Consider the following 12,755-nt stretch of genomic DNA (forward strand, 5'->3'; position numbering starts at 1 on the left):
TTTTGAACCACGGTAACAGTAACAGGAACACATTATGGAGTTTGACTGGAGCGTCATCTGGCCCGCTATTCCCATTCTGCTGGACGGCGCCAAAATGACTCTGTGGATTTCGATCCTTGGCCTGGCGGGCGGTATCGTCATCGGTCTGCTGGCAGGCCTCGCCCGTAGCTACGGCGGCTGGATCGCAAACCACATCGCCCTTGTTTTCATCGAAATCATCCGCGGAACGCCGATTGTCGTTCAGGTGATGTATATCTACTTCGCCCTGCCGATGGCCTTCCCGGATATCCGCATCGATACCTTCACCGCCGCCGTGATCACTATCATGATCAACTCAGGGGCTTACATTGCGGAAATCACCCGTGGGTCGGTGCTGTCAATCCATAAAGGCTTTAGCGAAGCGGGGCTGGCGCTCGGCCTGTCGCGTCGCGAAACGATTCGCCACGTAATCATGCCGCTGGCGCTGCGTCGCATGCTGCCGGCGCTCGGTAACCAGCTGATCATCAGTATCAAGGATACCTCGCTGTTCATCGTCATCGGCGCCGCCGAGCTGACACGCAGCGGCCAGGAAATCATCGCCGGCAACTTCCGCGCGCTGGAAATCTGGACCGCCGTCGGGGTTATCTATCTGATAATCACCCAGGTTCTGAACATCGTGCTCCGTATTCTTGAAAGAAGGATGAAAATCCTGTGATCGAATTTAAAAACGTCTCCAAGCATTTTGGCCCGACCCAGGTGCTGCATAACATTGACCTGAACGTGAAGCAGGGCGAAGTCGTAGTGATTATCGGGCCGTCCGGCTCCGGGAAATCCACCCTGCTGCGCTGCATCAATAAGCTGGAAGAGATCACCAGCGGCGATTTGATCGTCGACGGGCTGAAGGTCAACGACCCGAAAGTGGACGAGCGCCTGATTCGTCAGGAAGCTGGCATGGTGTTCCAGCAGTTCTATCTGTTCCCGCACCTGACGGCGCTGGAAAACGTGATGTTCGGCCCGACCCGCGTGCGCGGCGCCAGCAAGGACGAAGCAGAAACGCTGGCGAAATCTCTGCTGGCGAAAGTGGGGCTCGCCGAGCGCGCGCACCACTATCCGTCCGAGCTCTCCGGCGGTCAGCAGCAGCGCGTGGCGATTGCCCGCGCGCTGGCGGTGAAGCCGAAAATGATGTTGTTCGATGAGCCGACTTCCGCGCTCGACCCGGAACTGCGTCACGAGGTGCTGAAAGTCATGCAGGATCTGGCTGAGGAAGGCATGACGATGGTGATCGTGACCCACGAAATCGGCTTTGCCGAAAAAGTGGCGTCGCGCCTGATCTTTATTGATAAAGGCCGCATCGCCGAGGACGGGAATCCGCAGGATCTCATCAAAAACCCGCCAAGCCCGCGCTTGCAGGAGTTTCTGCAGCACGTGTCGTAAGGTTTGCGCTTTCATGGACCCTCTCCCCGGAGAGGGTTTTTTTATGGGCGTCCGGCAGGTGTGCCGCCGTTAAGGCGGGTGCGCTGCGCTTACCCGCCCTACAGATATCGGCATTACGTTTTTTGTCGGGTGGGTAAGCGTGAGCGCACCCACTTTCATCGTCAGGCCCTGTATCCAACCGTTACATTAAAGCCACTGCGGAATACTCCTCTTTTCCGGGCTTCGCTTATCCCGGCACTATACTTACCTCTTTGTGTCACTTTCTCAGCCGGAGGAGAGCGTGCCGTGGATTTTGCTGCTGCTTGTCAGCCTGTTTAGCGTCTCAGCCAATGCCGTCAGCCTGCCCGCCGCGGCCGTGGCGGCTTCAACCACCCAGAAAAGCGAGACGCCGCCCGCTGAGCCCGACGCCGATAAAAAGAAAGCCGCTTACGCGGCGCTGGCGGACGTGCTGGAAAACGAGGCCTCCCGCAAAGCGCTGATTGAGCAGTTGCGCCAGGCGGCGGCCACACCCGCAGACCAGCCCACGCCCGTCATCAAACCGCCGGTCAATAATGAAGAAGATAAAACGGTGCTGGAGAACGTCACCGAAGTTACCCGCCACTACGGCGGCGAGCTCGCCGGACGCTTCGCGCAGCTGCACCGCAATATCACCAACGCGCCGCACAAGGTGTTCAACGAGAAAACCTTTTTCAACGCGCTGACCCATTTCAGTCTGCTCGCGGTCTCGGTCTTTCTTTTTTACTTCGCGGTTCGCGCCTGCGCTATTCCGCTGTACCGCAAAATGGGCCAGTGGGGGCGGCGCAAAAACATCAACCGGGCGAGCTGGGTTCAGCTGCCGCTGATGATTATCCTCGCGTTTATCATCGATCTCGCGCTGCTGGCGCTGACGCTGTTCGTGGGCCAGCTCGCCATTGAGATGATGAACGCTGGCAGCCGCACCATCGCCCGCCAGCAGGGTTTGTTCCTCAACGCTTTCGCGCTGATTGAATTCTTTAAGGCGATCCTGCGCCTTATTTTCTGCCCGCGCTTTCCGTCGCTGCGCCCGTTTGTTATCAGTGATGCGAGCGCACGCTACTGGCACCTGCGCTTAAGCGGGCTCAGCAGCCTGATTGGCTACGGCCTGCTGGTGGCGGTGCCGATTATCTCAGCCCAGGTCAACGTGCAAATCGGCGCGCTGGCGAATGTCATTATCATGCTGACCATGACCGCCTGGGCGCTTTATCTTATCTTCCACAATAAGCGCGCCATCACCGCCGGGCTGACGCGCCTGGCGGACCGTTCGCTTGCCTTCTTCAGCCTGTTTATCCGCGCGTTCGCGCTGGTCTGGCACTGGCTGGCCAGCGCCTATTTCATCGTGCTCTTTTTCTTTTCGCTTTTCGATCCGGGCAACAGCCTGAAAACGATGATGGGCGCCTCGCTGAAAACCCTCGTCATTGTCAGCGTCGCGGCGTTTATCTGCGGCGTATTCACCCGCTGGCTCAGCAAAACCATCACGCTCTCGCCGCCAGTGCAGCGCAACTACCCGGAGCTGCAAAAACGCCTCAACGGCTGGCTGTCGGTCTCGCTGAAGCTTGCGCGCTTTTTCACCGTCTGCGTGACGGTGATGCTGCTGCTCAACGCCTGGGGGCTGTTTGACTTCTGGACGTGGCTTACCGTGGGCGCCGGCGAAAAAGCCGTCGATATTTTAATCCGCATCTCGCTGATTGTGTTCTTCTCCGCCGTCGGCTGGACGCTGCTGGCGAGCCTCATTGAGAGCCGCCTCGCCTCTGATATTCACGGCCGCCCGATGCCCAGCGCGCGCACCCGCACGCTGCTGACGCTGTTTCGCAACGCGCTGGCGGTGGTCATCAGCACCATTACCATCATGATTGTGCTCTCGGAGATTGGCGTGAATATCGCGCCGCTGCTGGCCGGCGCGGGCGCGCTGGGCCTGGCGGTGTCGTTCGGCTCCCAGACGCTGGTGAAAGATATTATTACCGGCATCTTTATTCAGTTTGAAAATGGCATGAATACCGGCGATCTCGTCACGATTGGGCCGTTAACGGGCACGGTGGAGCGCATGTCGATCCGCTCGGTGGGCGTGCGTCAGGATACCGGCGCGTACCACATCATTCCGTGGTCATCGATCACCACCTTCGCGAACTTCGTGCGCGGCATCGGCTCGTTTGTCGCGAACTATGATGTGGACAGGTTTGAAGATACCGATAAAGCCAATCGCGCCCTGCGTGCCGCGGTGGACGAACTGATGGAGCAGGAAGATATCCGCATGCTGGTGATAGGCGAGCCGAATGTGGTGGGCATCGTGGGGCTGACCAACACCGCGTTTACGATCCGCGTGACCTTCACCACCCAGCCGCTCAAGCAGTGGACGGTGCGTTTCGCACTCGACGGGATGGTGAAAAAGCACTTCGATCTGGCAGGCATTCGCCCGCCAGTGCAGACAGTACAGGTCATGCAGCCGATGCCGGATGCCGCGGCGGCCGCCGAAGCACAAGCCGCGGCATCCGGCGCGCTGCCGCCTGCCAACCCGACGGTATGATTACCGCAGGCGGTTCTGAGCCCAGCGTTCGCGCTGGGCCGTATCGAGAAAACTCCAGGCGATAAAGCGGCTCTGCTTCTGCCCCTGGGCCATCTCTTTTTTAACAACCTTCACCGCGCCCGCCTGTTCCAGCGCGCGGTAGAGCAGCGGCAGGTTATCGCCTTTCGATACCAGCGTGGTAAACCACAGCACCTGGCGGGCGAACGGCTTGCTCTCGGCTATCATCTGCGTGATAAACCCGACCTCGCCGCCTTCGCACCACAGCTCCTGCTGCTGGCCGCCGAAATTAAGCCCGCTATCAGCCGCAAGCCCCAGATTGCGGCGCTTGCGCGCGTTCCCCGCCTCTGCCGCGTCGGCGGAGTCATGGAACGGTGGGTTGCACAGCGTGGCGTCATAACTCTCATTCTTGTGAATGATGCCGTTGAAAATCGCGCCGGGGGTTTTCTGGCGACGCAGACGGATCGCGCGGTTAAGCCCTGGATTGGCGTCAACGATGGCGCTCGCGCTGCGGATCGCCTCATCGCTGGTGTCGGTGCCGGTAAAACGCCAGCCATACTCATGCTGGCCGATCAGCGGATAAATGCAGTTGGCGCCGACGCCGATATCCAGCACGCTCGCCTGCGCGGCCAGCGCGCCGCCGTTGCTTTCGGCAAGCAGATCGGCGAGATGGTGAATATAATCCGCACGCCCCGGTACCGGCGGGCAGAGGAACCCCTCAGGAATATCCCACTCCCGCACGCCGTAAAAGTGCGCCAGCAGCGTCTGGTTAAGGGTTTTCACCGCCTGCGGATCGGCGAAATCGACCGTCGGCTCGCCCGTGGGCGACGGACGTACAAAAGCGCCAAGCGCCGGACAACTTTGTGTCAGCGCCTCGAAATCATAGCGGCTGTGATGGCGGTTACGTGGGTGCAGGCCCGGTTTGCGGTTCATCGGCTTCCTCCTGTGTGGGCGCGTACAATACCCGCTGACCCGCCCCTGGTAAATAAGCGCGGCAAAATTTAGCGGGGCGGCTATGATAGTTTTTTTGCCCAGGGAAATGCTATGAGCTACTACTACGAACCGGCACGCGGCCACGGTTTGCCGCACGATCCGCTGAACGCCATCATCGGCCCGCGCCCGATTGGCTGGATAGCCTCGCAGGACGCCGCAGGCCATCGCAATCTCGCGCCCTACAGTTTCTTTAATTGCTTTAACTGTCGCCCGCCGATTATTGGTTTCTCCAGCAACGGCTGGAAAGACAGCGTGAAAAATATTGTCGATACCAAAGAATTCGTCTGGAATCTGGCGACGCGCTCGCTGGCGGCGGCGATGAACGAGACGTCCGCTTCTCTGCCCCACGACGAAGATGAGTTTGTGCGTGCAGGCCTGACCGCCGCGCCTTCGCGACTGGTGAGCGCGCCGCGCGTCGCCGAAAGCCCGGTGAATTTCGAGTGCCGCCTGAGCCAGTGTATTCAGCTTACCTCCGCGAGCGGCGAGCCCATCGACACCTGGCTGGTGCTGGGCGAAGTAGTGGCGGTGCACATCGCCGAAACGCTGCTCGAAGATGGCATCTACCAGACGTCGAAAGCGCAGCCCATCCTGCGCGCAGGCGGCCCGAGCGCTTACTACGGCATTGATGATGCCCAGCGCTTCGATCTCGTGCGCCCTGACGCCCGCTAACGCTTTACGCTGCCCGCTACGGCGGGCCCTTCCCGGCAGAGCGCCCCCTTTTTTGCTATAATAAGTACTGTGTTTAACCACAGAGGAGGTCTTATGGCTTCAGGTTGGGCAAATGATGGCGCGGTGCAGGATCAAATCGACAGCACCGTTGAAGACGCCGTGGCGCGCGCGCGACGCGACCTGCCGACAGGCGAAAGCCTGGCGTTTTGCGAGATGTGCGATGAGCCGATCCCCGAGGCGCGCCGCAAGGCGATCCCTGGCGTGCATCTGTGCGTCAATTGCCAGCAAAAACAGGACGAACACCGTCAGCGTTACGCCCTCTATAACCGCCGCGGCTCGAAAGACAGCCAGCTCCGCTAAGCCCTTTCGGCGCTCCACTACACGCTTTTACCGTTTCGATGTATCCATTTGTGCCCTTAAACACCGGGACGGTAAGGGCGTGTAAAGATGCGTGGGCGTAGCGGGTTATTGATAATAAATTCAGCGGCTTATATTACATTCAAATTTTTAGAATAAGGCTGTCAATTCTCTTCGGTTTTATATTCTGCTCGTGAATGTGACAATCATCACATCAACGGAACACACCGTGTTTAACAGAACAAACTGCGAGAGAATCCCTATGAAAGCCATCAAATATGCTGTAGCCGCACTGACCCTTTCCGCCTTTACCTTTGCTGCCGGTGCCGCAGAGCAGGTAAGCCCGGCGCAGGCGCAGAACCTGAACAAAATCGGCGTCGTTTCTGCTCAGGGCGCACGCACCCTTGACGAACTGAACGACACCCTGGCGGCGAAAGCGCAAGCAGCAGGCGCGAAGGCTTACAGCATTACGTCTGCCCGTACTAACGATCTGGCGAGCGGCACCGCTGTTATCTATAACTGATTGCCACGCGCCGACTGACAGATACCTTCATTACCCTTAATTGACCTTTGTTACTTTTTTTGCCCGCGGCGGATGCTGCGGGCTTTTTTTCGTCAAAACGTCTCTGCGATACGGGCCAGCGCCGACGGAATATCCTGCGCCTCGCCGCTTGCCACCAGCACGCACGCCATCTGGGTTTTGAGCGACTCCGGCACCGGCTCCAGACCGGACAAGCAGCGCTCGGTCCAGCGGGCGGTCACCTCCGGATCTTTCGCCTCCGGCAGCGCGACAGCGCTTACGTGCGCCTCGCTCTGGCGCTCCACCAGAATGCGCATGTTCTGATCTTCAATAAGCGCGATTTGCGGACAGCGCTGCGGGTTAGCGTAGACCTCGCCTTCGGTGCCGTGCATCAGCAAACCGCGTCCGCCGATATCGATAAAGAACTGCCCCACCCGACTCACATATTCCGGGTGCGAGACGCTGGACAGACGCAGCGCATCAGATTCGCCAAACGGCGTGGCGAGCTTCGCCAGCGTATGGGCGCTGTTGCGCACCCCAAGCCGCCAGCGCATACCCAGCTGTTTTTCGAGCGGCGGGCAGAGCGCGCTGACCGGGATATAAACCGGATCGCGCCCGTCCAGTTTCGCCTGCGCCTGGCCTGCGTGCAGCGTCGGCGCGATGCCCATCAGCGTAAAAATCGTCTCTGTCAGCACGCGCGTCGGATCGTCGCTAACACCATGTACGACGACCGGAAAACCGAGACGGCTCAGCAGCAGCGCCAGTAGCGGCGTCAGGTTGGCCTGCTTACGCGCGCCGTTATAGCTTGGGATGACGACAGGCATCGGCCTTGCCACCGGCGGCGTCAGGCGCAGGGTATGCTGCTGCATCGCGTCGTAAAAACCGCGCATCTCCGGCTCGCCCTCGCCTTTAATACGCAGCGCAATCAGAATGGCGCCCATCTCCAGGTCCGGCACATCGCCATCCAGCATGTGAGTATAGAGAGACCGTGCGGTATCCCGGTCCAGGTCACGCGCATGGTTTTTTCCCCGGCCAACTTCTTTAACGATCGCACGATAATCCATGTTTTCCTCCTCGCAGATACCCTTAATCATAGCCCCGATGCATCATTCTCTGCGATGCGTTACCGCTTTCCCGCCGCAGACGACGCCCCGCCTCTGCGCACAATACAAGTTAAGCGTCTGATATGACAAGCGTCTGGGGCGCTCACCGCGGTCTCATCCCCTTTATTCCGCTAGCGAACACTTCGCCATTTTCACATTGTATTTATTTACTAAATGAATCGTTAAGTGTTCATAACTGGAGCATTTGCTTAATAAGAAGCATATTTTTCATCGAAATTATTCACGTCTTAATTATTTAAGACTTTATTCTCTCCGACTCAGGATCACTGATGAAAAAGATATTGCTTACCACCACACTGGCCGCGCTGGCCTGTTCATCCCCCCTCACCTGGGCTGCATCGACCGGTGAAGGCCAGATCAACTTTACAGGCGAAATTCTTGATGCCGCCTGCGAAGTCGTTAACAGCCTGAGCAGCCCGCTGGCGGTGGATTTAGGGAAAGTCTCTAAAACCGCCTTTACTGGCGTTGGCTCCACTACCAACATCACCAGTTTTTTCCTGGAGCTAAAAAATTGCCCCGAAACGGTGACAAAAGCCTCAATTAAATTTGGCGGCAATGCAGATACCGATAACGCCAACGTTCTTGCCCTGACTGGCGGTACCGGCGCCGCCAGCGGCGTCGGCATTCAGTTAGTCGATGCTGACGGCACGCCGCTGAATCTCTACACCGCGTCAGCGGATTACGCGCTGCAGACAGGCACCGCGACCAATAACCTGGAATTCGGCGCGCGTTATATTCAAACCGGTGCGGCTGTTACGGCGGGTACCGCCAACGGCTCCTCCACGTTTACTGTGACTTATAATTGATCCCCGATGGGCTATTAGCCGCATCTGACGGCGGCTAACAGCTCTTATTTAAGAGAATTTATTATTATGCGTAAGTTAATTGCTATTTCAGTTTTACTCATGTCTGCCACTGCTGCACAGGCTGGCGTTATTGTCGGCGGTACTCGCGTAGTATATCAGAGCGATAAAAAAGAGGCTTCCGTCCCAGTTACTAATAATGATGACATTAATTATTTAATTCAGTCATGGGTAGATACTGATGCAACGGGCGCAGCTAAAGCACCGTTTATGGTGACACCTCCGCTTTTTCGTCTGGATGCGCACCAGGATAATACGCTGCGCGTAGTACGCACCGGAGGCAACCTCCCCGAAGACCGCGAGTCGCTGTACTGGTTAAATATTAAATCCATTCCTTCTGCGGCCAAAAAAGAAGGCGTTAACCGCCTGCAAATCGCCATTAAAACACGCATTAAGTTGATGTATCGCCCGGCCTCAATCAACGGTAAGCCGGAAGATGTCGCGAATATGCTGAAATGGCATACCGAAGGCAATACGCTGGTGGTTGAAAACCCGACATCCTTCTATATGAACTTTAATAACATCAGCATTAACGGAAATAATCTTAATGATATTAACTTCGCCGTACCAAAAGGTGAAAGCCGCTTTCAATTAGCTAAAGGCATGAAGCACGGCACGCTTTCATGGACCATTATTAATGACTTTGGCGCCATCAGTAAAACGTGGTCACAGAATATCTGAAACCCATTAAAACCCTCTGTTTAATTAAACGGTAATTATCATGCCACTCAGCAATGCCAGACGGAAAAATATTTTTCGCGCCCGTCATTTAGCGCTGGTGATAGCCTGTATTTATACAAGCCTGGCGCTGGCACCTGCGTGGGCAGAGGATTATTTCAACCCGGCATTACTTGATATTGATAATCCTGGTCAGGAAAAAACCGATTTAACTCTTTATGAAAAAGGACCGGGCCTCGCACCGGGGAAATATCGCGTGGATATCTACGTGAATAATAACCGTATCGATACCCGTGAAGTGACGTTTACGCTGGCTACCGCCGCCGATGGCAGCAGCGCGTTGCAGCCGTGCCTGACGGTGGACGATTTAAAAAGCTTTGGCGTGCAGACCGACCGCTTCGACGCGCTGCGCACACCTGCACAATGTGCCGATCTCTCGGTGATCCCTTCGGCCAGCGCCCGCTTCAACGTGAGCCGTCAACAGCTTCAGCTCAGCATTCCGCAAAGCGCGCTGGGTGAGGTGCCGCGCGGGTATATTCCTCCGGACGAGTTTAATGAGGGTATTAACGCGCTTTTGCTGAATTACAGTGTGAATGGCACACGTCAGAAAGCGCTAACCCCGGATACGCAAGACAGCCGCGACCTGTATGCCAACCTGCGCCCCGGTATTAACATTGGCCCGTGGCGGCTGCGCAATTACTCCACCTGGAGGCGCGCAGAAAACAGCACGGGAACGGAGCAGGACTTTTCCAGTGTCTATACCTACGCACAACGCGACGTGGTGAGCCTTAAAAGCGCCCTGACGCTGGGGCAAAGCAGTTCGCCTGCGGATGTCTTTGACAGTATTCCTTTCACTGGCGCACAGCTTGCGTCTGACGACGACATGCTGCCGGACGGGCTGCGCGGCTACGCGCCGATAGTGCGTGGCATCGCGCGCAGCAACGCGCAGGTCATTATTCGCCAGAACGGTTACGTTATCTCTCAGAACAACGTCGCCCCTGGCGCCTTTGAAATTAATGATCTTTACCCAAGCGGCAGCAGCGGCGATCTGAACGTGACGGTGAAAGAAAGCGATGGTAGCGAACAACATTTCGCGGTGCCTTACGCTTCTGTCCCTGTCCTGCAACGTGAAGGACGGCTGAAATACAGCCTTACCGGCGGACGCTATCGGTCTTATGACGATGAGGTGTTACCGACGCCCTTTATCCAGGGCGCGGCGATTTATGGTCTGCCGCATGGGTTTACGCTCTACGGCGGGATACAGGCCAGCGAGCCATATCATGCACTGGCGGTGGGCGTCGGTGAAAACCTCGGTACGTTTGGCGCGCTCTCGCTGGATATGACGCAGGCAACCTCTACGCTGGCACTGGGCGATAAGCAAACGGGCCGGTCATGGCGCGCACGCTACAGTAAGGATATTCCTCTGACGGGCGCAACGCTCTCGGTCGCGGGCTACCGCTTTAGCAGCGAAAATTATTACGGAATGCAGGAAGTGTTTGATGCGCTGCGCTCGGATAACCAGTGGGAAAACCCGCTGCGTCGCCGTCATCGCGCCGAGCTTACGCTGGAACAACCGCTTGGCGACACGCTGGGTTCCCTGAACGTCAGCCTGCTCAAAGAGAATTACTGGGACAGTCGCCAGGCGATGGCCTCGCTGAGTGTCGGTTACAGCAATAGCTGGCACGGCATCAACTACGGGCTCAACTACAGCCTGAACCGCAACACCACTGGATATAACGACGATGAATCCACAAGGCAAAATGACAGCGTATTGTCACTCACGCTCTCCGTCCCGCTTGATCGCTGGTTGCCTGACACCTGGGCCAGTTACAACCAGAACCACAGCAAACAGGGCACCACTCAAAACCTTGGTCTGAGCGGAACGGCGCTCGCGGGCAATAACCTGAACTGGAATATCCAGCAGAGCCATGACAGCCAGGGCCAGGCGGACAACACTACGCTAAATGCTGATTATAAGGGCGCTTTCGGCGAACTGAGCGCCGGGTACGGCCAGGACTCCAGCCAGCGCCAGATCCACTATGGCCTCCAGGGCGGCATTATCGCTCACGCTCACGGCGTAACGCTGGGGCAGCCCATGGGGGAAACCGTCGCGCTGGTGGAAGCGCCTGGCGCCAATGGCACCGCTATCGCCAACCAGACCGGGCTTGCCACGGATGGGCGCGGCTACACCATCGTGCCTTTTGTCAGCCCCTACCGCCGAAACGCCATTGCGCTTGATACCGAAACGCTGCCTGCCGACGCTGACGTGACGCAGGCAGTACAAAGCGTGACGCCGACGCGCGGGGCAATAGTGCGCGCCCGCTTCGATACCCGAACAGGCGCTCGCGCATTGATGACCTTATTACGTGCAGACGGCCACCCGGTGCCGTTTGGCGCGACCGCCACGGATGCCGACGCCACCGACGCTTTTATCGTCGGCGAAGACGGTCAGGTGTATCTGACCGGGCTCAAGCCACAGGGCACGCTGCAGGTGAGCTGGGGGAAAAACGCCAGCCAGCATTGCGTTGCCGCCTGGCAACTGCCCTCCGTAAACGCCGCCACCCCGTTTATTACTCTCTCCGCGCAGTGTGTGTAATGCGTGATTACAGGAAATTCTTTATGCGAATCGTAAAATTGTTCAGCGTGTTGTTAGTACTGGCTGGTAGCCTCCTGTTTATGCCTCACGCGAAAGCCGCGATCTGCACGGCGCCGATGATGCCGTATACGGTATCCGTCGCGTCCATTGCCGTTTCCAGTTCATTGCCGGTCGGTTCCGCGATACCCGGCAGCGACGAAACCATCAATATTCATGGCTCCTGCCCTGATTACGCAGGCCAGGTGATTATCGGTTGTTACTACGGCAACGGGAGTGAGGTGGCGGGAATGCCGGGGGTTTACCACACGGGCGTGGAAGGCATCGGGATCACGCTGGTCAATGATAAAGGGCAGCGTATTATTGGCGGTGGTATCGGTTGCGACACGCGTAATACCCCGCTGGGCTATGTATCAAACGATAGCCAAAAGACCTTTAACTTTAACGTAACGCTGGCACTGGTAAAAACCGCCGAGACCATTGTCGCCGGTTCGCTCCAGCAGTCGCAGACCATGTTTGGGGTGGGGGTTTACAGCCAGGCGCCGGTGGGATCGCCGAACAACATCTCTTATGCAGGTAATATCACTTATAAATCCGTGACCTGTTCCGTTGATCCGAAAGAACTGAATATTGCGCTTGGCAATGTGCCTGCAACATCTTTTACGGGCCCTGGCAGTGCATCGAACTGGTATAGTTTCATCGTCAATGCCACCTGTAACGATCCTGTGGAAGTTGGCGTGAAAGTCTCAAGCGCTAACGGTTACGCCTCCACCCAACCCTCCGTCATTAAACTCACGCCAGAAGCTGGGGTAGCCAGCGGTATCGGAGTACACCTCCTGACCAACGGGCAGAATACGGATTTTGACCACTATGTCATGGTGGGCGATATCCCGGTTGCGAATGCAACGCTCAGTATTCCGTTTTCCCTTCAGTACTATCAGACCTCCAGTACCGTCACACCCGGTGTCGCCAACGCCGTCGCGACCATTACCATCGCTTACCGGTAAGG

At 57.3% G+C, this 12,755-nt stretch carries 12 protein-coding genes; 10 read left to right on the forward strand and 2 right to left on the reverse strand.

The annotated features are described in order from the left end of the window. Positions 1-34 precede the first annotated feature (34 nt). From glnP to ybiO, 3 genes are all read left to right on the forward strand, one after another. On the forward strand, positions 35-694 hold the full coding sequence (glnP, locus tag AB8W27_RS13710; protein ID WP_015740627.1) for a glutamine ABC transporter permease GlnP: 660 nt from the start codon (positions 35-37) through the stop codon (positions 692-694). Beyond that, positions 691-1,413: a glutamine ABC transporter ATP-binding protein GlnQ gene (gene glnQ, locus AB8W27_RS13715; RefSeq protein ID WP_007768596.1), complete on the forward strand. Its 723-nt coding sequence runs from the start codon at positions 691-693 to the stop codon at positions 1,411-1,413. The genes glnP and glnQ overlap by 4 nt, the downstream gene beginning before the upstream one ends. Before the next feature lie 280 nt (positions 1,414-1,693). Continuing rightward, the gene (ybiO, locus tag AB8W27_RS13720) at positions 1,694-3,952 is read left to right on the forward strand and encodes a mechanosensitive channel protein (protein WP_161577141.1); all 2,259 of its coding nucleotides are present in this window, start codon (positions 1,694-1,696) and stop codon (positions 3,950-3,952) included. On the opposite strand, the gene rlmF is transcribed toward ybiO, so the two are convergent. Then, positions 3,953-4,882, reverse strand: coding sequence for a 23S rRNA (adenine(1618)-N(6))-methyltransferase RlmF (rlmF, locus tag AB8W27_RS13725; RefSeq protein WP_041923365.1), 930 nt, complete (start codon positions 4,880-4,882; stop codon positions 3,953-3,955). It lies immediately after the preceding gene. Between the two features lie 111 nt (positions 4,883-4,993). Here rlmF and AB8W27_RS13730 point away from each other — a divergent pair, with 111 nt between their 5' ends. The 3 genes from AB8W27_RS13730 to ybiJ all read left to right on the forward strand — a co-directional run bounded on the left by AB8W27_RS13730 (position 4,994) and on the right by ybiJ (position 6,491). After that, positions 4,994-5,611 (forward strand): flavin reductase family protein, encoded by a 618-nt coding sequence (locus AB8W27_RS13730; protein ID WP_015740624.1) that lies wholly within the window; start codon positions 4,994-4,996, stop codon positions 5,609-5,611. A gap of 93 nt (positions 5,612-5,704) precedes the next feature. Then, on the forward strand, positions 5,705-5,971 hold the full coding sequence (locus tag AB8W27_RS13735) for a DksA/TraR family C4-type zinc finger protein (protein ID WP_015740623.1): 267 nt from the start codon (positions 5,705-5,707) through the stop codon (positions 5,969-5,971). A 259-nt stretch (positions 5,972-6,230) separates the two neighbouring features. Continuing rightward, a complete protein-coding gene (gene ybiJ / locus AB8W27_RS13740) occupies positions 6,231-6,491 on the forward strand; it encodes a DUF1471 family protein YbiJ (protein ID WP_007768578.1) in 261 nt (86 codons plus the stop codon). Between the two features lie 92 nt (positions 6,492-6,583). Here the strand turns inward: ybiJ and ybiB are convergent, their stop codons facing one another. Further along, on the reverse strand, positions 6,584-7,552 hold the full coding sequence (ybiB, locus tag AB8W27_RS13745; RefSeq protein WP_041924138.1) for a DNA-binding protein YbiB: 969 nt from the start codon (positions 7,550-7,552) through the stop codon (positions 6,584-6,586). Positions 7,553-7,881: 329 nt separating this feature from the next. On the opposite strand from ybiB, the gene AB8W27_RS13750 reads away from it, so the two are divergent. The 4 genes from AB8W27_RS13750 to AB8W27_RS13765 all read left to right on the forward strand — a co-directional run bounded on the left by AB8W27_RS13750 (position 7,882) and on the right by AB8W27_RS13765 (position 12,753). Further along, positions 7,882-8,418, forward strand: a complete 537-nt coding sequence (locus tag AB8W27_RS13750) for a fimbrial protein (protein ID WP_041923364.1) — start codon at positions 7,882-7,884, stop codon at positions 8,416-8,418. Positions 8,419-8,484: 66 nt separating this feature from the next. Then, positions 8,485-9,156: a molecular chaperone gene (locus AB8W27_RS13755; protein ID WP_041923363.1), complete on the forward strand. Its 672-nt coding sequence runs from the start codon at positions 8,485-8,487 to the stop codon at positions 9,154-9,156. A 40-nt stretch (positions 9,157-9,196) separates the two neighbouring features. Continuing rightward, the gene (locus AB8W27_RS13760; protein ID WP_015740619.1) at positions 9,197-11,749 is read left to right on the forward strand and encodes a fimbria/pilus outer membrane usher protein; all 2,553 of its coding nucleotides are present in this window, start codon (positions 9,197-9,199) and stop codon (positions 11,747-11,749) included. Positions 11,750-11,772: 23 nt separating this feature from the next. Next, on the forward strand, positions 11,773-12,753 hold the full coding sequence (locus AB8W27_RS13765; protein WP_041923362.1) for a fimbrial protein: 981 nt from the start codon (positions 11,773-11,775) through the stop codon (positions 12,751-12,753). Positions 12,754-12,755 lie beyond the last annotated feature (2 nt).

It is taken from the genome of Cronobacter turicensis, from assembly GCF_041222865.1.
GTDB classification, from domain to species: Bacteria; Pseudomonadota; Gammaproteobacteria; order Enterobacterales; family Enterobacteriaceae; genus Cronobacter; species Cronobacter turicensis.

What these genes read in the sequence shown, in the direction of transcription:
- AB8W27_RS13730 (WP_015740624.1), top strand. Translation starts at nt 4,994, where the DNA reads ATGAGCTACTACTACGAACCGGCACGCGGCCACGGTTTGCCGCACGAT.
- glnP (WP_015740627.1), top strand. Translation starts at nt 35, where the DNA reads ATGGAGTTTGACTGGAGCGTCATCTGGCCCGCTATTCCCATTCTGCTG.
- AB8W27_RS13755 (WP_041923363.1), top strand. Translation starts at nt 8,485, where the DNA reads ATGCGTAAGTTAATTGCTATTTCAGTTTTACTCATGTCTGCCACTGCT.
- AB8W27_RS13765 (WP_041923362.1), top strand. Translation starts at nt 11,773, where the DNA reads ATGCGAATCGTAAAATTGTTCAGCGTGTTGTTAGTACTGGCTGGTAGC.
- ybiJ (WP_007768578.1), top strand. Translation starts at nt 6,231, where the DNA reads ATGAAAGCCATCAAATATGCTGTAGCCGCACTGACCCTTTCCGCCTTT.
- rlmF (WP_041923365.1), bottom strand. Translation starts at nt 4,882, where the DNA reads ATGAACCGCAAACCGGGCCTGCACCCACGTAACCGCCATCACAGCCGC.
- AB8W27_RS13750 (WP_041923364.1), top strand. Translation starts at nt 7,882, where the DNA reads ATGAAAAAGATATTGCTTACCACCACACTGGCCGCGCTGGCCTGTTCA.
- ybiB (WP_041924138.1), bottom strand. Translation starts at nt 7,552, where the DNA reads ATGGATTATCGTGCGATCGTTAAAGAAGTTGGCCGGGGAAAAAACCAT.
- AB8W27_RS13735 (WP_015740623.1), top strand. Translation starts at nt 5,705, where the DNA reads ATGGCTTCAGGTTGGGCAAATGATGGCGCGGTGCAGGATCAAATCGAC.
- AB8W27_RS13760 (WP_015740619.1), top strand. Translation starts at nt 9,197, where the DNA reads ATGCCACTCAGCAATGCCAGACGGAAAAATATTTTTCGCGCCCGTCAT.